Genomic DNA, 23,112 nt, shown 5'->3' with positions numbered 1-23,112 from the left:
CGATGGTACTGCAGGGGGGACCCTGTGGGAGAGTAGGACGCCGCCGAACAATCATTCCGAAAAGACCCCCTCCCGGCCGGGAGGGGGTCTTTTTGCGTTACCCTCTGCCAATGCAGAACCTGACCCTGACCTGGCAGTCCGCCGGGGGCGCCGCCGTCGGCCTCTACGCGGGTGCGTACGCCGCGGCGAGGGGTCGGAAGCCGGCGTTGTCGGCGCTGCTGCGGGAGGCGGGGACGCTGCTGGCGCTGTTCGCGCTCTGGCAGTTGGTCGGGCACTTGTCGGTGATGAGCACGGACCACGCGCTGGACCGGGCGAGCTGGATCCACCACACCGAGCAGGTGATCGGGTTGCCGGACGAGGCTTCCTGGCAGGCGGCGGTCATGCCGTACCCGGTGCTGGTGCGGCTGGCGAACTACTACTACGCGGTCATGCACTTCGCGGTGATGCTCGGTGTCCTGCTCTGGGTGTTCGTGCGGCACCGCGAGCGGTACGCGTGGGTGCGGAACACGGTGGTGATCACGACGGCCGTCTGTCTGCTGGTGCAGTTCGTTCCGGTGGCGCCGCCCCGGATGCTGCCGGAGAGCGGTTTCGTCGACGTCGCCGCGGAGTACGGGCAGTCGGTGTACGGGGGTGCGGTCGGCGGTGTCGTGGTGGCCGACCAGTTGTCGGCGATGCCTTCGGTGCACGTCGCCTGGTGCGTGCTGGCGGCGGTCGCGGTGATCCGGGTGTCGCGCAGTTCGCTGCGGTGGGTGGTGGTGCTGCATCCGGTGCTGACGGTCGCGGTGGTCGTGGTGACGGCGAACCACTTCTGGGCGGACGGCATCGTCGGAGTCCTGATCCTGCTCCTCGCGTACGCCGTGCTGGCGTTGGTGGCACGGCGACGGGGCCGGCGCCCCGTGGGGACGGGGAGTCGGCCCCGCGGCACTGCCGAGGAGCGGTGGGAGCAGGTCGGTTGAGCCGGCGCCGGCTCACCTGGGTCACCGGGTTCACGCGGGTCACCTGGTCAGGTGACCGTGTGACTCGTGTGACTCACCTGACCGGCAGGGCGACCTTTCCCCAGAAGCCGTTGCTCAGCGCGGAGGTGGCCCAGTACCAGGCGGCGAGTCCGGAGACGGCCGCGATCCAGCCCGCGGTCTTGGCCAGCCCGTCGTAGCCGCCGAAGGTGGCGATGGCGGAGAGCACCAGGGAGAGCGTCAGCAGACCGTAGACGGCGCGGCTGATCAGGCCCGCCCCCCAGCCGGCCGCGGTGAGGGTGAGGGCGAGCAGGGCCCACAGCAGCAGGAACAGGCCGGCGGCGTTCTTGCCCGCCCCTCCCGCCGCCGACCAGGTCGCCCAGAAGGCGCCGAGGCTGGTGAAGGCGGTTCCGGTGAAGCCCTCGCCGCGGCGGAGCTGCCAGAGGCCCGCGACGAAGAGGGTGACGCCGCCGAGCAGGTGGGCGAGGTGGGTCGCGTCCCCGGCGCCGGCGCCGTGCAGGACGCCGGTGGAGAGCAGACCGTAGGCGAGTAGTGTCAGGCCGAGGGCGAGGTAGCCGAGGTTACCCGCGTCGGCTCCGGTGGAGCGGGCGTTCGTTGCCCCGGTAGCGTCGTTGCTCACCGAGGGCTCCTTTCACTCTGGGCGCGCGCAGGGCGCAGTGACGCTGTGGTGTGGTTCCGGTGAGTGGATGCGCGCGACCGCGCCGAGGGCGCACGGCTGTGAGCGTGCGCGGGCTGCGGTCGGAAGTGATGGGCCAGCGGAGAGCCGCTGGTCACGTCCCCGCCGGGGGATTCCCCGGTGGGATCGGTTTACCCGGCCGTCCTCGCTTGTACCGTTGTGAAGATAACAATTTGTGACTGCGTCAGCTGTGGAACCCTCAGGGCTGGCGCTGGTTGGGCACCCGCAGGGTCAGGATCGCCATGTCGTCCGACGGCGGCTCGGGGGCGAAGCGCTCGACGGCGCGCTGGACCCTGGCCGCGACGGCTCCGGCGGTCAGGCCGGTGCAGCCGGTGAGGACGTCGGCCAGGCCGTCGTCGCCCAGCATCCGCGAGCCCTCGCGGCGTTCGGTGACGCCGTCGGTGACGCACAGCAGGACCTCGCCGGGGGAGAGCACCAGGGTCTCGGCGGTGAGGTCGAGATCGTCCATGACGCCGAGCAGCGGCTGAGGGGTGGCGGCGCGGTCGACCTGGCCGTCGGTGCGCAGCCGCAGCGGCAGCGGGTGGCCGGCGCAGACCAGGGAGAGTTCGGTGCTGCCGTCCGGGCGGGGCGTCAGTTCGCCGTAGAGCAGGGTGAGGAAGCGGCTGCGCGAACCCTCGTCCAGGATGGCCGCGTTGAGGCGGCGCAGGACCTGCGGGGCGTCCAGGCCCTCGCGGGCGAGCAGCCGCAGCGAGTGCCGGGCCAGGCCGGTGACCGAGGCGGCCTCGGGGCCGGTGCCGCAGACGTCGCCGATGGCGAAGCCGTAGGTGCCCTCGCGGATGGTGAACAGGTCGTAGAAGTCGCCGCCGACCTCGTTGCCCTCGCCGGCGGCCTGGTAGTAGACGTCCACCTCGACGCCCGGGATCTCCGGCAGGTCGGGCGGGAGCAGGCTGCGCTGCAGGGCCTGGCTGGTGGCGGTGCGCTCGGAGTAGAGGCGGGAGTTGTCGAGGGCGAGTGCGGCGCGGCGGGAGAGGTCCTCGGCGAGTTCGAGGATCTCCTGGCGGAACCGGACGCCGGCCGGGACACCGAGCGCCAGCAGGCCGATGACGCGGTTGCGGGCGGTCAGCGCGATGGCGACGGTCTCGCCGAGCAGGCCGGCGAGTTCGGGGCTGTCGGTGAGGCCGCCCGCCTCGGCGGTCTCGGCGGGCGCCGCCCAGAAGCGGACGCCGTGGGTGGGGCCGGTCTCCGGGGCGGGGGTCTTGTCGAGCAGCTCGCGCAGCGGGTCGATGCGGTCCTCGTCCTCGTGCAGGACGAAGGCGAGGCGGGCCGCGGCGGAGTGGTCGGCGGTGGTGTAGACGGCGCACCAGGAGGCCAGGGTGGGGACGGCCATCTGGGCCATCAGCGCGAGGGTCTGCTCGTGTTCGAGGGTGCCCGCGAGGAGGTCGGAGGCCTCGACCAGGAAGGAGAGCGAGCCGCGGCGCAGCCGTTCGAGCTCGGTCAGCCGGGTGCTCTCGACGGCGAGGGCGACCCGGTCGGCGGCGAACTGCAGGCGCAGCGCGTCCTCGTTGTCGTAGCGGCCGGGCGAGGTGGCGGCGATACCCAGGGAGCCGATCAGCCGGCCCTCGACCTTGAGCGGGACGGTGACCAGGGAGCGCATGCCGCTGTCGGAGAGCAGGGGCAGTCCGGTGGGGCGGCTGGAGAGGTCCTCGTGGACGGAGGGCAGCCGGGCGGAGTCGTAGCGGTTGCCCGTCTCGACCGGGAAGCGGGTGTGCCGGCGGTGTCCGGAGGTGAGTCCGGTGGCGGCGCGGACCTCGAACTCGGCCTCGTCGTCGGTGGTGAGCAGCAGGTAGGCGGCGTCGCCGTCGAGCAGGTCGCGGGCGCGCTCGACGGTGCGCTGCAGCAGGGTGTCGAGGTCGTCGGTGACGACCGGGCCGGCCAGCAGGTCGAGCCGGGGGCCGGTCGGGTCGGGGCGCTCGCCGGGCAGGGTGCGGGCGGGGGAGCGCAGGACCGCGCGGTCGGGTTCGAGGACGAGCAGGCAGAGGGTGGAGGCGACGCCCTCGGTGTCGCGCACGCGCACCTGGACGCCGTACACCTCGACCTCCTGGCCGTCCTGGCGGCGGATCCCGTAGCCGCCCTCCCAGCGGGCCAGGCGCAGGGTGTCGGTCAGGCCGGGGCCGGAGGGCTGCGGCCAGACGGCGAGGTCGGCCCAGGGGCGGCCGAGGACGGCGGCGGCGGGGTACTGGAAGAGCGCCTCGGCGTCCGGGTTCCAGGCCAGGACGCGGCCGTCCTCGTCGAGTTGGACGACGGCGACGTGCACCGGGCCGGGGCCGCTCGGCAGGTCGCTGCCGGGGGTGGCGGGCACGGCGTAGCGGGTGCCGGCGACGTGTGCGGGCAGCCGGAGGCGGAACCAGACGGTCTTGCGGCCGGTGCCGTACTCGACGCCCCATCTCTCGGCGAGGGCGGAGCACATGAGCAGGCCGCGGCCGCCCTCGCCGTCGGGGTCGGCGTAGCGGTCGGAGGCGGTGACCGGTCCGTCGCCGAGGGTGGGCAGGCCGCGTTCGGGGTGGTGGTCGGTGACCTCGATCCGGACGGTCTCCTCCTCGCGCAGGCAGCAGACCTCGGCGGCGGTGCCGGCGTGCACGACGGCGTTGGTGACCAGTTCGCTGACCAGCACCACCGCGTCGTCGACGACCTCCGGCAGGCCCCAGCCGAGCAGTGCGTCCCGGACGAAGCCCCGGGCGGCCGCGGCGGATCGGCCGTCGGGATCGAAGGTGGCGGCTGCGCGCGCGGTGACCACGTTGCCACTTCTCCTCTGCTGCTCTTGCCCTGGCTGTCCGGGGTGCGGCGCCGACTTCCCCGTGCGCGCCGTCGGATGGGCGGCGGCGCTGGGGTCGGGTTGTGGCCCGGTGCAGCGCTCCACCCTACTTTCCGCTGGGTTCCCCGTGGGGGCCGGGAGCCGAAACAGGCACCTGAGGGTGATTCTGCCCACCTGTTTCGGGCGGTGGGGCACCAACCGTGCGCAACCGGCCGCCTACCGGGCGCAGGTGCTGCCAGACTGGGGGGTCCGCGATGACCGGTACGAGCAGTACGGTCGTGGGGGTGCCGGTGGGCCGAGGGCCGCCGGCAGCAGCCCAGCCGGACCGGTGTCCGGGACGCGTGCCGACCCCGGCACGGGCGGTCACCGGACAGTTCACGATGTGGGAGGGGCCCGTTGAGTTCGGCCACCAAGGACGCAACCGGTACGACGCCGCCCGCCCAGCGCGGCGGCCGCTCCGGGACCGCGCCGCGGAACGCGGCCGGCCGGCGAGTGAGCCACAACCGCGGCGCGGAGCCCGCCGAGCTGCGCAAGCTCCTGTCCGCCCTGACCGCGATGCGGGACGGCAACTTCCGCCGCCGGATGACCGTGCCGGGCGACGGGCCGCTGGCGGAGATCGCCGCGGTGTTCAACGAGGTCGCCGAGCGCAACCAGCACCTGACCGGCGAACTGGCCCGGGTGCGGCGGGCGGTCGGCCGCGAGGGCCGGCTGAACGAGCGGCTGGAGACCGGCGCGGGCGAGGGCGCCTGGATGGCGGCCGTCGACAACTGCAACGCGCTGATCGACGACCTGGCCCGCCCGATGGCCGAGGTCGGCCGGGTGCTGAGCTCGATCGCCGAGGGCGACCTGGACCAGAAGATGGAGCTGCGCTCGCTGCACAGCAACGGGGTGAGCCACCCGCTGCGCGGCGAGTACCTGAAGATCGGCCGGACGGTCAACGGGCTGGTGGACCAGCTCTCGGAGTTCACCGACGAGGTGACCCGGGTGGCCAGGGAGGTCGGCACCGAGGGCAAGCTCGGCGGCCAGGCCAAGGTCCGCAGCGTGTCGGGCAGCTGGAAGGACCTGGCGGACTCGGTCAACACCATGGCCGGCCGGCTGACCGCGCAGGTGCGCAACATCGCCCAGGTGACCACGGCGGTGGCCAAGGGCGACCTCTCCCGCAAGGTCACCGTCGAGGTGGCCGGCGAGATGCTGGAGCTGAAGAACACCGTCAACACGATGGTGGACCAGCTGAACGGCTTCGCCGCGCAGGTCATCACGGTGGCCAGGGACGTGGGGACGGAGGGCCGGCTGGGCGGCCAGGCCCAGGTGCCGGGCGTCGCGGGGGTCTGGCGCGACCTCACCGACTCGGTGAACTTCATGGCCGACAACCTGACCGGCCAGGTGCGCAACATCGCCCAGGTGACCACGGCGGTGGCCCGCGGGGACCTGTCGCAGAAGATCGAGGTGGACGCTCGCGGCGAGATGCTGGAGCTGAAGAACACCATCAACACGATGGTGGACCAGCTCTCCGGCTTCGCCGAGCAGGTGACCAGGGTGGCCCGGCAGGTGGGCACCGAGGGCCGGCTGGGCGGTCAGGCGCAGGTGCCCTGGGCGGCCGGGGTGTGGCGGGACCTGACCGACAACGTCAACTTCATGGCCAACAACCTGACCGATCAGGTGCGCAACATCGCCCAGGTGACCACCGCGGTCGCCAAGGGCGACCTGTCGCAGAAGATCCAGGTGGACGCGCGCGGGGAGATCCTGGAGCTGAAGAACACCATCAACACGATGGTGGACCAGCTGGGTGCCTTCGCGGACGAGGTCACCAGGGTCGCCCGGGACGTCGGCACCGAGGGCATCCTCGGCGGCCAGGCCAGCGTGCCCGGCGTGGCCGGCATCTGGAAGGACCTGACCAACTCCGTCAACCTGATGGCCAACAACCTGACCAGCCAGGTCCGCAACATCGCCGAGGTGACCACGGCGGTGGCGCGCGGCGACGTGTCCAAGAAGATCACCGTCGACGCCCGGGGCGAGATCCTGGAGCTGATGACGACCGTCAACACCATGGTCGACCAGCTGTCGGCGTTCGCCGACGAGGTGACCCGGGTGGCCCGCGAGGTGGGCACCGAGGGGATCCTGGGCGGCCAGGCGCGGGTGCGCGGGGTGTCGGGCATCTGGAAGGACCTGACCGACAACGTCAACTTCATGGCGTCCAACCTGACCGGACAGGTGCGCAACATCGCCGAGGTCGCCGCCGCGGTGGCCCGCGGGGACCTCTCCAAGAAGATCGCGATCGAGGCGCAGGGCGAGGTCGCGGCGCTCGCCGGCACCCTGAACACCATGGTCGACCAGCTCTCCTCCTTCGCGGTGGAGGTGACCCGGGTGGCCCGCGAGGTCGGCACCGACGGCACCCTGGGCGGCCAGGCGAGCGTGCCGGGCGTGGCCGGCATCTGGAAGGACCTGACCGACAACGTCAACCTGATGGCCAACAACCTCACCGGCCAGGTGCGGAACATCGCGCTGGTGATCACCGCGGTCGCCCGCGGCGACCTCTCGCAGAAGATCGACGTCGACGCCCGGGGCGAGATCCTCCAGCTCAAGACCAGCATCAACACCATGGTCGACCAGCTGTCGGCGTTCGCCGACGAGGTGACCCGGGTCGCCCGCGAGGTGGGCACCGACGGACGCCTCGGCGGTCAGGCCCGGGTGCCCGGCGTCGACGGCACCTGGCAGGACCTGACCGAGTCGGTGAACGAACTGGCCAACAACCTGACCCGGCAGGTGCGCGCGATCGCCCAGGTCGCCACCGCGGTGACCAGGGGCGACCTGAGTCTGCGGATCGACGTGGACGCCGCGGGTGAGCTCGACGAGCTCAAGGACAACATCAACCAGATGATCGCCAACCTGCGCGAGACCACCCGCACCAACCAGGAACAGGACTGGCTCAAGACCAACCTGGCCCGGATCTCCGGCCTGCTCCAGGGCCGCCGGGACCTGGAGGCCGTCGCCTCGCTGATCATGACCGAGCTGACCCCGGTGGTCTCCGCCCAGCACGGCGCCTTCTTCCTCGCCCAGCCGGCCGGCCGCACCGCCGAGCTGATCACCGAGGACGACGACGAGAACGACACCGTGCTGCGACTGATCGGCAGCTACGGCTACCAGCGGCGGGCGATGCCGACCACCTTCCGCCCCGGCGAGTCGCTCATCGGCCAGGCGGCGGTGGAGAAGCGGGCGATCATCCTCAAGGAGGCGCCGCCCGGCTACCTCAAGATCGCCTCCGGCCTCGGCGAGGCCTCCCCGGCCCACATCGTGGTGCTGCCGGTGCTGTTCGAGGGCCGGCTGCTGGGCGTGATCGAGCTGGCCACCTTCAGCTCCTTCACCACCGTCGCGCTGGACTTCCTGAACCAGATCGCCGACCTGATCGGCGTCACGGTCAACACCATCAGCGTCAACACCAAGACCGAGGGCCTGCTGCTGGAATCCCAGCGTCTCACCGCCGAACTCTCCATGCGGTCCGCAGAGTTGGAGGCGCGCCAGGAGGAACTGGAGCGCACCAACGAGGAGTTGCAGGAGAAGGCCGAGCAACTCGCCCAGCAGAACCGCGACATCGAGATCAAGAACGGCGAGATCGAGGAGGCCCGGCAGGTCCTGGAGGAGCGCGCCGAGCAGCTCGCCCTGGCCTCCCGGTACAAGAGCGAGTTCCTCGCCAACATGTCGCACGAGCTGCGCACCCCGCTCAACTCGCTGCTGATCCTGGCCAAGCTGCTCTCCGACAACAACGAGGGCAACCTCTCGCCCAAGCAGGTCGAGTTCGCCGACACCATCCACGGCGCCGGCTCCGACCTGCTCCAGCTGATCAACGACATCCTCGACCTGTCCAAGGTCGAGGCGGGCAAGATGGACGTCCGGCCGGCCCGGATCGCCCTCGTCCAGCTGGTCGACTACGTGGAGGCGACCTTCCAGCCCGTCGCCCTGGACAAGAACCTGGACTTCGCCGTCCGGGTCTCGCCCGCCCTGCCGGTCACCCTGCACACCGACGAGCAGCGGCTCCAGCAGGTGCTGCGCAACCTGATCTCCAACGCGGTGAAGTTCACCGACGCCGGCGCCGTCGACTTCTCGATCCGCCCGGCCGGCCCGGAGGTCCCGCAGCACGTGCGCGAGCGGCTGCTGGAGTCCGGCTCGATCGAGGGCCCGGACGACGCGCTGATCGCCTTCTCGGTGTCCGACACCGGCATCGGCATCCCCGAGAACAAGCTGCGGGAGATCTTCGAGGCGTTCAAGCAGGCCGACGGCACCACCAGCCGCAAGTACGGCGGCACCGGCCTCGGCCTGTCCATCAGCCGCGAGATCGCCAGGCTGCTCGGCGGCGAGATCCACGCCGAGAGCGAGCTGGGCAAGGGCTCCACGTTCACGCTCTACCTGCCGCTGCGCACCGAGGCCCCGGAAGCCCCGGCGGGCGACCAGCGCCCGTCCGGCGAGCGCGGCACCGGGCCGAACGCCCAGGCGCCGCGCGCCACGGTCGGCGTGACCCCGCTGGGCCTGCCGGTGCCGGTCGGGGAGAACCCGGCCGACCACTGGGCCCAGGAGGTCCGCGAGATGGCCGAGGAGCGCCGCCGCGGGGCCGTGGAGCGCCGCCGCAGCGCCGCGCTGGAGAGCGCCGCCGGGCCGCGGGCGGTGGAGCCCGCCCCGCCCCGGCCGGTCAGCGGCGGCCGGCGCTTCGACGGCCAGCAGGTGCTGATCGTCGACGACGACGTCCGCAACGTGTTCGCCCTCACCAGCGTGCTGGAGCAGCACGGCCTGACCGTCCTGTACGCCGAGAACGGCCGCGAGGGCATCGAGATGCTGGAGCAGCACGAGAACGTGGCGCTGGTCCTGATGGACATCATGATGCCGGAGATGGACGGCTACGCCACCACCGAGGCGATCCGCCGGATGCCCCAGTTCGCCGGCCTGCCGATCATCGCGCTCACCGCCAAGGCGATGAAGGGGGACCGGGAGAAGTCGCTGGAGGCGGGCGCCACCGACCACATCACCAAGCCGGTGGAGACCGACCACCTGCTCTCGGTGATGCACGAGTGGCTGGGCGGGGACCGCGCGTGAGCGGGCCGCGGGAACGGTGACGGGCGGCGTACGAGGGCGGCGGGAGGCGTGCACCCCGGGTCGGGCCCCCGCGTTCGCGCCTGCCGGTCGGCCGGTTTGCTGGCGGTCGGGCCCGGGAACCGGGTAGGGTCACCGATCGTTGCGAACAGTGACCGGATGACGACGCCCTGCTGAGCGTGCGCCGGAGCTCTGGTCGCGCGCCGCTCCGGATCGGGTCACGACGGGGCGATGTGCCGGACGAGGGGGTGCGGCTAGCATGACCGGGGTAGCGGTGGGCGGTACGCGGGTGCCTGCACCGGGCGGCAGGCAGGCGACAGGAGGGCGGGCCCTGATGCAGAAGGCGAAGATCCTCCTGGTCGACGACCGACCGGAGAACCTGCTGGCACTGGAGGCGATCCTGTCGGCCCTGGACCAGACGCTGGTCCGCGCCGCGTCCGGCGAGGAAGCGCTCAAGGCGCTGCTCACCGACGACTTCGCGGTCATCCTCCTGGACGTCCAGATGCCCGGGATGGACGGCTTCGAGACCGCCGCCCACATCAAGCGCCGCGAGCGCACCCGGGACATCCCGATCATCTTCCTGACCGCGATCAACCACGGCCCGCACCACACCTTCCGCGGCTACGCGGCCGGGGCGGTGGACTACATTTCCAAGCCCTTCGACCCGTGGGTCCTGCGCGCCAAGGTCTCCGTCTTCGTCGACCTGTACGTGAAGAACTGCCAGCTGAAGGAGCAGGCCGCGCTGCTGCGGCTGCAACTGGAGGCGGGCGGTGGCGAGCCGGCCCTCGGCGGGGCCCTGCTGGGCGAGCTGTCCGCGCGCCTGGCGGCCGTCGAGGAGCAGGCGGAGGCGCTCGGCAAGCAGTTGGACGGGGGCGAGGACGCCGGGGTGGCGGCGACCGCCGCGCACCTGGAGCGCAAGCTCTCGGCGCTGCGCCGGGCACTGGACGCGATGCGCCCCGGAAGCTCCTGACCCGCACCGTTCGTTCACCCGTCCGGGTGGTTCGGTGGCGCACCCGGGTGAATCCCGGTCAGCGTGACGGTGTGTCTGCGACACGTCCCGGCGCCCGGCTCGGGCACATGTGCGCCGGTGGTCCGCACCGGTAGGCTGCTGACCCATGGCCACTCGTACGCCCGGGAACGCAGCACGTAAGCCGAGTCCGGGGGCGTCCAAGAAGGCCGCGGCGAAGGCCCCGGGCAGGCCGCCCGCGAAGAAGGCGGCGGCGAAGCGGGCGGCCCCCGCGAAGCGGACGGCGGCCAAGCCGGCCCCGCCGCCCGCGCCACCCTCCAGGTCGGTGCTGATGGGCGCGCTCAACGCGCTGGCGAGCCCGATCGCCGCGATCTTCCGCGGCTTCGGCGACGGCGCCAAGAACCTCGACCCGGCCCACCGCAAGGACGGCGTGGGCCTGCTGCTGTTCGCGCTGGCGATGGTGACCGCCGCCGGCACCTGGTTCAGCCCGCAGGGCTGGCTGGGCGAGGCGGCCACCGCCGTGGTGTCCGGGCTGTTCGGCCGGCTCGACGTGCTGGTGCCGTTCCTGCTGGCCGCGATCGCGATCCGGCTCTGGCGCCACCCCGAGCTGCCGGAGGCCAACGGCCGGATCATGATCGGGCTGACCGCGCTGCTGGTCGGCGTCCTCGGCCTGGTCCACATCGGCTGCGGCGCGCCCATGATGGGCGGCGGCGCCTCCCGGATAAGGGCGGCCGGCGGCATCGTCGGCTGGGCCGCGTCCACCCCGATGATGGCCGCCGCGGGCCCCGCGCTCGCCGTGCCGCTGCTCCTGCTGCTGGCCTTCTTCGGCCTGCTGGTGGTCACTGCCACCCCGGTCAACCGCATCCCGGAGCGGCTGCGGGCGATCGGCGTACGGCTCGGCGTGGTCGAACGCGGGCCGGACGACGAGCTGTACGGGGGGCGTGCGCCGGAGCGCGAGCTGTCCACCGAACCGCCGGAGGACGCCGACCCCGACGCGCTGCCCTTCACGGTGGACACCGCCGGTGACGACCCGACGGACGAGGTGGCCGCCCGCCGGCGCCGCCGTCGGCGCAAGCCCGCCGACCCCGACGACCCGGCGGAGGCCGTCCGGGTCTCCCTGGACAAGGAGCCGCCGGACCCGTACGCCACCCGCAACCTGGCCGCCGGGGCCGCCGCCGACCTGGACGGCGCACTGGTCTACGGCGTGCCCGCCTCCTCGGCGGTGGCCGACATGATGCACCAGGTGCAGGACCGCACCGCCCCGCCGGAGGAGCCCGCCGTCCCGGCCGCCCGCAGCGGCGGCCCCGGCGCGCCCGAGGAGCACGGCCCGGCACCGGTGCGGATGGAGCAGCTCCAGCTCACCGGCGACGTCACGTACGCGCTGCCCCCGCTGGACCTGCTGGAGCGCGGCGGCCCGGCCAAGGCCCGCAGCCCGCTCAACGACGAGGTGGTCGCCCAGCTCACCGGGACCTTCACCGAGTTCAAGGTGGATGCCCGGGTCACCGGCTTCACCCGGGGCCCGACGGTCACCCGCTACGAGGTCGAGCTCGGCCCGGCCGTCAAGGTCGAGCGGATCACCGCGCTCGCCAAGAACATCGCCTACGCGGTGGCCAGCCCCGACGTGCGGATCATCAGCCCGATCCCGGGCAAGTCCGCGGTCGGGATCGAGATCCCCAACCGGGACCGCGAGATGGTCAACCTCGGCGACCTGCTGCGCTCGCGCGCGGCCGCCGAGGACTCGCACCCGATGGTCGTCGGCATGGGCAAGGACGTCGAGGGCCACACCGTGATGGCCAACCTCGCCAAGATGCCGCACATCCTGGTGGCCGGCGCGACCGGCGCGGGCAAGTCGTCCTGCATCAACTGCCTGATCACCTCGATCCTCGCCCGGGCCACCCCGGACGAGGTGCGGATGGTGCTGGTCGACCCCAAGCGGGTCGAACTCACCGCCTACGAGGGCATCCCGCACCTGATCACGCCGATCATCACCAACCCCAAGAAGGCCGCCGAGGCCCTCCAGTGGGTGGTGCGCGAGATGGACATGCGCTACGACGACCTCGCGGCGTACGGCTTCCGACACGTGGACGACTTCAACGCGGCGGTGCGGGCCGGCAAGGTCACCCCGCCGCTGGGCAGCGAGCGGGAGCTGAGGCCGTACCCGTACCTGCTGGTGATCGTCGACGAGCTGGCCGACCTGATGATGGTCGCACCGCGCGACGTCGAGGACTCGGTGGTCCGGATCACCCAGCTGGCCCGTGCGGCCGGCATCCACCTGGTGCTCGCCACCCAGCGGCCCTCGGTGGACGTGGTCACCGGCCTGATCAAGGCCAACGTGCCCTCCCGGCTGGCCTTCGCGACCTCCGCGATGGCCGACTCCCGGGTCATCCTGGACCAGCCCGGCGCGGAGAAGCTGATCGGCAAGGGCGACGCGCTCTTCCTGCCGATGGGCGCCAGCAAGCCGATCCGCATGCAGGGCGCATTCGTCACCGAGGCGGAGATCGCCCGGGTGGTGCAGCACTGCAAGGACCAGCTGAGCGCCGTCTACCGGGACGACGTGGTGGTCGGGGGCGGCCCGAAGAAGGAGATCGACGAGGAGATCGGCGACGACCTGGACCTGCTGATCCAGGCGGCGGAGCTGGTCGTCTCCACCCAGTTCGGCTCGACCTCGATGCTCCAGCGCAAGCTCCGGGTCGGCTTCGCCAAGGCGGGCCGGCTGATGGACCTGATGGAGTCGCGCGGGATCGTCGGCCCCAGCGAGGGCTCGAAGGCCCGCGACGTCCTCGTGAAGCCGGACGAACTCGACGGGGTGCTGGTGACCCTGCGGGGCTGACGGGCCGGCGCCCCGGGCGTGCCCGTACGCCGGACGGCCCCGCTCCCCGAGGAGGCATCACTCGTTCAGGGGAGGGTAGGCGCGGTGCGGGGAACCGAACGTCCGTACACCGCGTCACAGGCCGCAAAGCGAACCCCGGGGTCCTTCCCTGCTCTTCCGCCCGGCTCCGCTGACGGCCGGTCAGCGGGGGCGTCGGACCCCTCCCGGGCCGGGTGCGCGCATTCGGGCCCGTTCCGCTTGAGAATCGATCCGCCCCCGCCCCTAGACTGTTCCCCAGCAGGTGGCCATCCGCTCGAAAGGCGTGCCCCGTGACCATCGGCAAGTCCTCCGATCGCGAGAACGCCCCGTCGTCCGTCGAGCCGACCGACGACGCGGCCCAGCCGGCCGATGCCCCGAGCATCGGTCGGGTGCTGTCCGCCGCCCGGATCGACTCGGGCCTCACGGTGGACCAGGTGAGCACCGCCACCCGGGTCCGGGTGCCGATCGTCCATGCCATCGAGGAGGACGACTTCGGACGCTGCGGTGGCGACTTCTACGCCCGCGGGCACATCCGCCTGATCGCCCGTGCCGTCGGCGTGGACGGCGACGCCCTGGTCGCCCGCTATGACGCCGCGCACGGCGGCCCGCCGGCCGCCAGGCGACCGGCGTCCCAGCTGATCGACAGCGGCCCGATCAAGGTGCCCGGCCGCAGCCGGCCGAACTGGGCGGCCGCGATGGTGGCCGCGATCGTCGCGGTGGTCGCCCTGATCGGCTTCAACCTGGTCAGCGGCAAGGGCGGGCACGGCTCCACCGGCTCGGCCAGCGCACCGCTGCCCAGCGGCTCCGGCACCGGGTCACTCGCCCCGCCGGCCACGCCCGCCGTCCAGCCGCCGGCGCCCGCGCCGAGCGCCGCCGCGATCGCCGCCGTCCCCGCCGACAAGGTCACCGTGAAGCTCGTCGCCCAGGGCACGAGCTGGGTCTCCGCGATGGACGGCAGCGGCAAGTCGCTCTTCCAGAACAACATCAGCGACGGCCAGGACCAGACCTTCACCGACCCCAAGCAGATCAAGCTGGTCCTGGGCAACGGCGGGGCCGTGCACGCGTACGTCAACGGCAAGGACCTCGGCCTCCTCGGCAAGGACGGCCAGGTGGTGCACGTCACGTACACCCCCGGAGACCCGCAGGCGGGCTGACCACAGGGCCCGGCGGGGCCGGTGACGATCAGCTGATCCGAGGCGCGCGGCATCCGGGGCGAACGGCACCGGAAGCCGCGCGTTAATCTTGGGCCTATGCCTGAACGCCGTACTGTCGCCCTTGTCACGCTCGGATGCGCCCGCAACGAGGTGGACTCCGAGGAACTCGCCGGGCGACTGGAAGCCGACGGCTGGTTGCTCGTCGACGACGCCGCCGAGGCGGACGTCGCCGTCGTCAACACCTGCGGCTTCGTCGAAGCCGCCAAGAAGGACTCCGTGGACGCCCTGCTGGAGGCCAACGACCTCAAGGGCCACAGCCGCACCCAGGCCGTCGTCGCGGTCGGCTGCATGGCCGAGCGGTACGGCAAGGAACTCGCCGACGCGCTCCCCGAAGCCGACGGAGTGCTCGGGTTCGACGACTACGCCGACATCTCCGACCGCCTGCAGACCATCCTCTCCGGCGGCCACCACGCGCCGCACATCCCCCGCGACCGCCGCAAGCTGCTGCCGATCAGCCCCGCCGAGCGGCAGTCCGCCGCCGAGGCCGTCGCCCTGCCCGGCCACGGCGCCGAGGCCGCCGCCGAGCCGATCGCCGACCTGCCCGAAGGCATCGCCCCCGCCTCCGGCCCGCGCACCCTGCGCAAGCGGCTGGACGACAACCCGGTCGCCTCCGTCAAGCTCGCCTCCGGCTGCGACCGGCGCTGCTCCTTCTGCGCCATCCCCGCCTTCCGCGGCTCCTTCATCTCCCGCCGCCCCTCCGACGTGCTGCACGAGGCCCAGTGGCTGGCCGCGCAGGGCGTCCGCGAGATCGTCCTGGTCAGCGAGAACAACACCTCGTACGGCAAGGACCTGGGCGACATCCGGCTGCTGGAGACGCTGCTCGGCGAGATCGCCGCGATCGACGGCGTCGAGCGGGTCCGGGTCTCCTACCTGCAGCCGGCCGAGATGCGCCCGGGCCTGATCGACGCGATGACCGGCACCCCCGACGTCGCGCCCTACTTCGACCTGTCCTTCCAGCACTCGGCGCCCGCCGTGCTGCGCCGGATGCGCCGCTTCGGCTCCACCGACCAGTTCCTGGAGCTGCTGAAGACCATCCGCGACAAGGCCCCGCAGGCCGGCGCCCGGTCCAACTTCATCGTCGGCTTCCCCGGTGAGACCGAGGAGGACTTCGCCGAGCTGGAACGCTTCGTCACGCACGCCGGGCTCGACGCGATCGGCGTCTTCGGCTACTCCGACGAAGAGGGCACCGAGGCCGCCACCTACGACGGCAAGCTGCCCGAGGACGTGATCGCCGACCGCGTCGACCGGCTGAGCCGGCTGGCCGAGGAGATGAGCGCCCAGCGGGCCGAGCAGCGGATCGGCACCGAGGTCGTGGTCATGATCGAGTCGATCGAGGACGGCGTGGTCGAGGGCCGGGCCGACCACCAGGCCCCGGAGACCGACGGCCTGACCACCCTCGAAGGCGTCGACGCCCCCCAGGTCGGGCAGTTCTGGCGGGCCAAGGTGGTGGCCAGCGAGGGCGTCGACCTGGTCGCCGAGGCGCTGGAGCAGGTGCGGGTCCGCAAGGCCCCGGGAGCCGGGGAATGACCCAGGGGCCCGGCGCCCCGGCCGCGGCCCACCCGGGCAGACCGGCGGCCGCGGTGCCGCCGACCCCGCGGGTCTGGAACATCGCCAACGTGCTCACGATGGTCCGGGTGCTGCTGGTGCCGGTCTTCGTGTCGCTGCTGTTCGCCGGCGGCGGGCACGACCCCAAGTGGCGCTCGGTCGCCTGGGCCTCCTTCGCCATCGCGATGATCACCGACCTGTTCGACGGCGAACTGGCCCGCCGCAAGGGCCTGGTCACCGACTTCGGGAAGATCGCCGACCCGATCGCGGACAAGGCGATCATGGGCTCGGCACTGATCGGCCTCTCACTGCTCGGCGACCTGCCCTGGTGGGTCACCGTGGTGATCCTGGCCCGCGAACTGGGCATCACCCTGATGCGGTTCTGGGTGATCCGCTACGGCGTCATCCCGGCCAGCCGCGGCGGCAAGCTCAAGACGCTGACCCAGGGCACCGCGGTCGGCATGTACGTCCTGGCCCTGACCGGCTGGCTGGCCACCGGACGGGCCGTGCTGATGGGCCTCGCGGTGCTGCTGACCGTCGGCACCGCGCTGGACTACGTCGGACAGGCGCTGCGACTGCGCCGCGAGGGACGGGCCGCCGACCGCGCGGACCGCTGAACCACGGGGGAGACGAGCGTGGCGGAGCACGACTACCGGCTGGCCGAGCGGGCGCACGCCGCCCTGCGGGCCGAGGGCGGCACGCTGGCCGTCGCCGAGTCGCTGACCGGGGGGCTGCTGGCCGCCGCGCTGGTGGACGTCCCCGGGGCGTCCGCGACCTTCCGGGGCTCCGTCACCGCGTACGCGACCGAACTGAAGGCCTCGGTGCTCGGCGTGGACGAGGGCCTGCTGGCCGTGCACGGGCCGGTCCACCCCGTCGTGGCCCGGCAGATGGCCGAGGGCGTGCGCGGGCTGCTGGGGGCCACGTACGGGCTCGCGACGACCGGGGTGGCCGGTCCGGAGCCGCAGGACGGGCAGCCGGTGGGCACCGTACACCTCGCGGTCGCCGGTCCGGGGGGAACTCTGGTCAGTTCGCCCCTGCTGTCGGGAGACCGTGCCACAATCCGTCACGGAGCGGTGACCGCCGCCCTGGAACTGCTCGCCGGCCGGCTCGCACGCTGACGGGCCCGTTCCGGCGGATCTCCACCGAACCGAGACCTGCCGATCTGGTGCCGGGCACGGCCCGGCTGGAGGATCGTGTTACATCCGACAGCCTGGTTGGGCAGAAACCAGGTGGCGAACGAGTTGCGTGACGGTGGGGCCGGGTGTCCCGCGTCGGGTACCACGAGGGGCCCGAGAACCCGGGAGCGACACCGGAACGAGGAGGGGGACAGCCTTGCAGCCCAGAGTGAACACGACCAGGGTCCCCGCACGCGAAGCGGGCAAGGCGGTACGGTGGGGGCGTGACATCTCGATCCGCAGTCCGAGGAGGGAGGCACCGATGATCCTGCTCCGTCGCCTACTGGGCGATGTACTGCGTCGGCAGCGCCAGCGCCAGGGCCGCACACTCCGCGAGGTGTCGGCAGCCGCCAGGGTTTCGCTCGGTTACCTCTCCGAGGTGGAGCGGGGACAGAAGGAGGCCTCCTCGGAGCTGCTCTCCGCCATCTGCGACGCACTCGACGTCCGGATGTCCGAGGTCATGCGCGAGGTCAGCGACGAACTGTCGCTCGCCGAACTTGCGGCGATGGCCACCCTCTCCGAGGGTGATCTGCTGAGGCCGGTACTCGAACCGGTTCCGCTGCCCGCCCCCGGCACCGACCGGGCGAACATGTCGCCCAAGACCGCCGCGATGGACGTGGTCGCCGCCTGAACCCGGCCTCGACTCCCGGGCGCCCCTGCCCGGGGCGAGCGAAGGGAGGGCGGTCGTGCGGAGAGACGTGCGGAGGCGCCCGTCGGCCCGAATACGGGCGCGGGCGCGACTGTTGCTCCGGAAACGACGTCCGGTGCGGTGGATCCTGGCCGCGGTGGCGGCCGGGCTCGCCTGGTGGCTCCTGGCCGTCCGCGGGCAACTCGCCGACGGTGCGGTGCTGGGACTGCTCGCGGCCGGAGGCTGGGGGCTCGGTCTCATCCCGGTCCACGCCGACCGGAACGCGACCGGACCGGACCGGCGCCGGCGCGAGGAGACGGCACGACCGGTGGAGGCACAGCCGCCACCGATCGGGTGATTCGACGTGGCAGGAGGCCGCGGGGTCCAGGACCCCGCGGCCTCCGGCGTTCCCGCGCACCGGTTCAGGGACGCAGGCGGAGCCCGCGCGGAGTGGCGTGGAAGCCGGCCTCCTCCAGGGCGCGGCCGAGCGCCGAGCCGAGGGCGGGCTCGCCGTTGGCCCGCTCCACCGTGACGCTGCCCAGCGCGCCCTCGCGGACGGCGGCGGCCAGCGCGCCCGCCGCGAGCGCCCGGGCCCCCTCGTCCTCCGGCCACGCCAGCAGGGACTTGCCGCCGCGCTCGACGTACAGCGCCAGCTCGCCGTCCACCAGGACCACCAGGGCGCCCGCCTTGCGGCCGGGCCGGTGGGCCGTGGACTCCTTGCCGCCCGGCCCGGCGGGCGGCTCCGGCCAGGGCAGGGCGGCGCCGTAGGCGTTCGCCGGATCGGCGGCGGCCAGCACCAGCGCCTGCGGCGGCTCGGCGGCCGGGGCGGAAGGCCACTCGACGGCCCGGGACCGCTCCAGGCGCCCGTTCACCGACCGCAGCCGGTCGGCCGCGCCCTCCATGGCGAACTGGGCGCCGCCGAGGCCCTCGACGAAGTAGCCCCGGCGGGCCCGGCCGCGCTCCTCCATCGCGGCGAGCACCCGGTAGACCCCGGCGAAGCCGCCCGGCACCCGTTCGGCCGCCACCGCGCCCCGGGTGAGCAGGCCGTGGCGGTCCAGCAGGCTCTGCGCCCGGGCGGTCGCCCGGACCGTCGCGTCACCGGCGAAGGCCGGCAGCAGCGACCAGCGCCCGGCCACCGTCGGCGGGCCGCCGCGCAGGGCGCCGCCGACCCGGCCGAACGGGCGACCGGCGCCGCCGTACCGGCCACGGGGGGTGGCCCGCGGCGCGCGGTGGGCGGTGGCGCCCGCCGTCCGGCCCGAGCCGAGCAGGGCACGAAGCGGGGCGAGCGTGTCATTGGTGACGTAGCCGGCCCAGACCAGATCCCACAGGGCCGCGACGACCTCGGGCTCCGGGGCCTCCTCCGGGAGCTGCTGGACGAGCTGGCGGAAGAACAGGCCGTAGCCGCCGGCCAGCGCGGCCATCAGGGCGCTGTGCAGCGGGGTGAGCGCGGGCGGGACGGGCTCCGGGCGCAGCAGGTGGGCGTTCTCGGTGAGGTGCAGGCTGAGCCAGCCGTCCTTGCCGGCCAGCGCGCCGGCCCCGCACCAGCCGATCTCGCCGGCCGCCGTCAACTCGTCCAGCAGCGCCGGGGAGTAGTCGGCGAGCCGGGCCGGAAGGACCAGCTTCTCCAGGGCGGAGGCGGGCAGGGCGGTGCCCTGCAGCTGCTCGACCACCCGGAGCAGGCCGTCCGGGCCGCGCAGCCGGTGGCCGGCCACGTGCTGCCACTGCGGGAGGAACGCGGCCAGGGCCCGCGGCGGCACCGGCTCGACCTCCTGGCGCAGCGCCGCCAGCGAGCGGCGGCGCAGCCGGCGCAGCACCTCGGCGTCGCACCACTCCGGCGCGGTGTGGTTCTCGGCGGGCCGGAACTGGCCCTGGACCAGGCGGCCGGCGGCCGTCAGCCGGTGCAGGGTGCCGGTGACGACGGCGGTGCCCAGACCGAAGCGGGCGGCGGCCTCGGCCGCCGTGAACGGGCCGTGGGTGCGGGCGTGGCGGGCGATCAGATCTCCCAGCGGGTCCTTGACCGGCTCGGTGAAGGCCTCGGGGACGCCCACGGGCAGCGGGGTGCCGAGTGCGTCGCGCAGCCGTCCGGCGTCCTCGATCGCGGCCCAGCGCCGCTCGCCGGCGATCCGGACCTGGATCACCCGGCGGGCGGCCTCCAACTCCAGGGCCCACAGCGGCTCGGCGCCGCGGGCGGTCAACTCGGCCTCGCTGAGCGGGCCGAGCAGGCGCAGGGCGTCCGCGACGCCCTCGGCGTCCTTGATCCGGCGCTCGGGGGTGAGGCGCTGGAGCTCGGCCTCCAGCTCGACCAGCACCTGCGGATCGAGCAGCTCGCTCAGCTCGGCCTGGCCGAGGAGCTCGGACAGCAGCCGGGAGTCCAGCGAGAGGGCGGCGGCACGGCGCTCGGCGAGCGGGGAGTCCCCCTCGTAGAGGAACTGGGCGACGTAGCCGAAGAGCAGGGAGCGGGCGAAGGGCGAGGGCTCGGGGGTGGTCACCTCGACCAGGCGGACGGCGCGGGACTCCAGGTCCGCCATCAGCTCGACCAGGCCGGGGACGTCGAAGACGTCCTGCAGGCACTCCCGGACGGCCTCCAGGACGATCGGGAACGAGCCGTACTCGGAGGCGACTTCGAGCAGTTGGGCGGCGCGCTGGCGCTGCTGCCAGAGCGGGGTGCGACGGCCGGGGTTGCGGCGGGGGAGCAGCAGGGCGCGGCCGGCGCACTCGCGGAAGCGGGAGGCGAACAGGGCGGAGCCGCCGACCTGGTCGGTGACCAGCTGCTCGATCTCGCCGGGGTCGAACAGGGCGGCGTCGGCGCCGACCGGGGCCTCGTCCGGAGCCGGACCGGCCTGTTCCGCAGGGAAGTCCAGCAGGTCCGCGTCCGGGAGGCGGAGCACGATGCCATCGTCGGCGTGCATGACCTGCGGGTCCAGGCCGTGCTTCTCGCGCAGCCGAGCGCCGAGGGCGAGCGCCCAGGGGGCGTGGACCTGGGCGCCGAAGGGGGAGTGGATGACGATCCGCCAGTCGCCGAGCTCGTCCCGGAAGCGCTCGACCACGATCGTGCGGTCGTCCGGGAGGTGGCCGCAGGCGGCGCGCTGCTCGGCGAGGTAGTCGAGCAGGTTGGCGGCGGCCCAGTCGTCCAGCCCGGCCTGCTGGAGGCGCTCGGTGGCGGCCTCGGGCCCCAGCGCGCCCAGCTCGCGGGTGAACGCGCCGAGCGCGCGGCCGAGTTCGAGCGGACGGCCGAGGGTGTCGCCCTTCCAGAACGGGAGCCGGCCGGGGATGCCGGGGGCGGGGGTGACGAGCACCTTGTCGTGGGTGATCTCCTCGATCCGCCAGGAGGTGGTGCCCAGGGTGAAGACGTCGCCCACGCGGGACTCGTAGACCATCTCCTCGTCGAGCTCCCCCACCCGGCCGCCGCCCTGCTTGCCGGCCTTCGGATCGGACGCGGCGCTGCCGGCGATGAAGACGCCGAACAGGCCGCGGTCGGGGATGGTGCCGCCGGAGGTCACGGCCAGGCGCTGGGCGCCGGGGCGGCCGGTCACCGTGCCGGCCACCCGGTCCCAGACGACGCGGGGGCGCAGCTCGGCGAAGGCGTCCGAGGGGTAGCGGCCGGCCAGCATGTCGAGCACGGCGTCGAAGGCGGACTGCGGGAGGGTGGCGAAGGGCGCGGCGCGGCGGACCACGGTGAGCAGTTCGTCCACCGGCCAGACGTCCAGGGCAGTCATCGCGACCAGCTGCTGGGCGAGCACGTCCAGCGGGTTGCGAGGGATGCGCAGGGCCTCGATCCGGCCCGTCCGCATCCGCTCGGTGACCACGGCGGACTGCACGAGGTCGCCCCGGTACTTGGGGAAGAAGACACCGGTGGAGACGGCGCCGACCTGGTGGCCCGCCCGGCCGACCCGCTGCAGGCCGGAGGCGACCGACGGCGGGGACTCGACCTGGACGACCAGGTCGACGGCCCCCATGTCGATGCCCAGCTCCAGACTGGAGGTGGCGACCACGGCGGGCAGCCGGCCGGCCTTCAGCTCCTCCTCGACCAGCGAGCGCTGCTCCTTGGAGACGGACCCGTGGTGGGCCCGGGCGATGACCGGGGGAGCGCCCTTGGCCGCGCCCGATCCGCCCATCAGCGCGGCCGGGGCGTGCGCCACGGGGACGGCGGTGCCGGTGGCGCGCTCGTGGGCGATCTCGTTCAGCCGGTTGCACAGGCGCTCGGCCAGGCGGCGGGAGTTGGCGAACACGATGGTCGAGCGGTGCGCCTCGACCAGGTCGACGATCCGCTCCTCGACGTGCGGCCAGATCGAGGCCTGGCGCTGCGCGTCGCTGCCGGCGGCGCCGCCGGTGGCCGGGGCGGCGGGCAGGTCGTCCAGATCGGGGACCGGGACGACCACCGAGAGGTCGAAGTCCTTGGCGGCGGGCGGCTGGACCACCGCGGCGCCGCGCTGCGGACTGAGGAAGCGGGCCACCTCCTCGACCGGGCGCACCGTCGCGGACAGGCCGATCCGGCGGGCCGGACGCTCCAGCAGCTCGTCCAGCCGCTCCAGGGTGAGCGCGAGGTGGGCGCCACGCTTGGTGCCGGCGACCGCGTGCACCTCGTCGAGGATCACCGTGTCCACGCCGCGCAGCGCCTCCCGGGAGGCGGAGGTGAGCAGCAGGAACAGCGACTCGGGGGTGGTGATCAGGATGTCCGGCGGGTGGGTCGCGAAGCGGCGGCGGTCGGCGGCCGGGGTGTCACCGGAGCGGATGGCGACCTGGACCTCCGGTTCGGGCAGGCCGAGCCGGACGGCGGCCTGGCGCAGGCCGGTCAGCGGGGCGCGCAGATTCCGTTCGACGTCGACCGCGAGGGCCTTGAGCGGCGAGACGTAGAGCACCCGGCAGCGGTGCTTGGGCTCGGCCGGCGGCGGCGTGCTGCTGAGCCGGTCGAGGGCGGAGAGGAAGGCGGCGAGCGTCTTGCCGGAGCCGGTGGGCGCGACCACCAGGACGTCCGTGCCCCGGCCGATGGCGCGCCAGGCCTCGGCCTGGGCGGTGGTGGGGGTGGAGAAGGCACCGGTGAACCAGGCCCGGGTGGCCGGGGCGAAGCCGGCCAGGGGGTCGTCGGCCGGTGGGGGGCCGGCGGCGGGCGGGATCGGGTGTGCGGGCGCCATGCCCCCATGGTGCCCGGTGGGACTGACAACGGGGTGGGTGGTGGTGCGTGGCGGCGGAAGGGCTGTCTCTTATACACATCTCCGAGCCCACGAGACAGGCA

At 73.4% G+C, this 23,112-nt stretch carries 13 protein-coding genes; 10 read left to right on the top strand and 3 right to left on the bottom strand.

The genetic code is table 11. The annotated features are described in order from the left end of the window. Nucleotides 1-110 precede the first annotated feature (110 nt). Entirely contained in the window at nt 111-956 is an 846-nt protein-coding gene (locus IF30_RS0136760) for a phosphatase PAP2 family protein (RefSeq protein ID WP_063752947.1), read from the top strand. A gap of 73 nt (nt 957-1,029) precedes the next feature. Here the strand turns inward: IF30_RS0136760 and IF30_RS0136755 are convergent, their stop codons facing one another. Then, a complete protein-coding gene (locus tag IF30_RS0136755) occupies nt 1,030-1,593 on the bottom strand; it encodes a GPR1/FUN34/YaaH family transporter (protein ID WP_037902458.1) in 564 nt (187 codons plus the stop codon). A 256-nt stretch (nt 1,594-1,849) separates the two neighbouring features. Continuing rightward, nucleotides 1,850-4,405, bottom strand: a complete 2,556-nt coding sequence (locus IF30_RS0136750) for a SpoIIE family protein phosphatase (RefSeq protein WP_030246752.1) — start codon at nt 4,403-4,405, stop codon at nt 1,850-1,852. A 510-nt stretch (nt 4,406-4,915) separates the two neighbouring features. Between IF30_RS0136750 and IF30_RS0136745 the strand changes: the two genes are divergently transcribed. From IF30_RS0136745 to IF30_RS0136705, 9 genes are all read left to right on the top strand, one after another. Then, a complete protein-coding gene (locus IF30_RS0136745) occupies nt 4,916-9,505 on the top strand; it encodes a HAMP domain-containing protein (RefSeq protein WP_030246751.1) in 4,590 nt (1,529 codons plus the stop codon). A 328-nt stretch (nt 9,506-9,833) separates the two neighbouring features. Next, entirely contained in the window at nt 9,834-10,472 is a 639-nt protein-coding gene (locus IF30_RS0136740) for a response regulator (RefSeq protein ID WP_030246748.1), read from the top strand. 145 nt (nt 10,473-10,617) lie between these two features. Continuing rightward, nucleotides 10,618-13,299, top strand: a complete 2,682-nt coding sequence (locus IF30_RS0136735) for an FtsK/SpoIIIE family DNA translocase (protein WP_030246746.1) — start codon at nt 10,618-10,620, stop codon at nt 13,297-13,299. Nucleotides 13,300-13,607: 308 nt separating this feature from the next. Continuing rightward, the gene (locus IF30_RS0136730) at nt 13,608-14,471 is read left to right on the top strand and encodes a helix-turn-helix domain-containing protein (protein ID WP_030246745.1); all 864 of its coding nucleotides are present in this window, start codon (nt 13,608-13,610) and stop codon (nt 14,469-14,471) included. A gap of 96 nt (nt 14,472-14,567) precedes the next feature. After that, a complete protein-coding gene (gene rimO, locus IF30_RS0136725; protein WP_030246742.1) occupies nt 14,568-16,058 on the top strand; it encodes a 30S ribosomal protein S12 methylthiotransferase RimO in 1,491 nt (496 codons plus the stop codon). Further along, nucleotides 16,055-16,693, top strand: coding sequence for a CDP-diacylglycerol--glycerol-3-phosphate 3-phosphatidyltransferase (gene pgsA / locus IF30_RS0136720; protein ID WP_030246740.1), 639 nt, complete (start codon nt 16,055-16,057; stop codon nt 16,691-16,693). The genes rimO and pgsA overlap by 4 nt, the downstream gene beginning before the upstream one ends. 18 nt (nt 16,694-16,711) lie before the next feature. Beyond that, entirely contained in the window at nt 16,712-17,194 is a 483-nt protein-coding gene (locus IF30_RS0136715; RefSeq protein WP_420791197.1) for a CinA family protein, read from the top strand. Between the two features lie 319 nt (nt 17,195-17,513). Continuing rightward, nucleotides 17,514-17,882 (top strand): helix-turn-helix domain-containing protein, encoded by a 369-nt coding sequence (locus IF30_RS0136710; RefSeq protein WP_030246736.1) that lies wholly within the window; start codon nt 17,514-17,516, stop codon nt 17,880-17,882. Between the two features lie 133 nt (nt 17,883-18,015). Beyond that, nucleotides 18,016-18,237: a hypothetical protein gene (locus IF30_RS0136705; protein WP_030246734.1), complete on the top strand. Its 222-nt coding sequence runs from the start codon at nt 18,016-18,018 to the stop codon at nt 18,235-18,237. Between the two features lie 64 nt (nt 18,238-18,301). Here IF30_RS0136705 and IF30_RS0136700 read toward each other — a convergent pair whose 3' ends face one another. Beyond that, nucleotides 18,302-23,011 carry an ATP-dependent helicase gene (locus IF30_RS0136700; RefSeq protein WP_078891990.1) on the bottom strand — a complete coding sequence of 1,570 codons (4,710 nt, stop codon included), beginning with the start codon at nt 23,009-23,011 and terminating at the stop codon, nt 18,302-18,304. Between the last annotated feature and the right edge of the window lie 101 nt (nt 23,012-23,112).

Source organism: Streptomyces sp. NRRL S-350, assembly GCF_000719705.1.
GTDB lineage: Bacteria > Actinomycetota > Actinomycetes > Streptomycetales > Streptomycetaceae > Kitasatospora.
The sequence above is the reverse complement of the archived record's forward strand: the minus strand, read 5'-3'. Positions and strand labels throughout refer to the sequence as shown.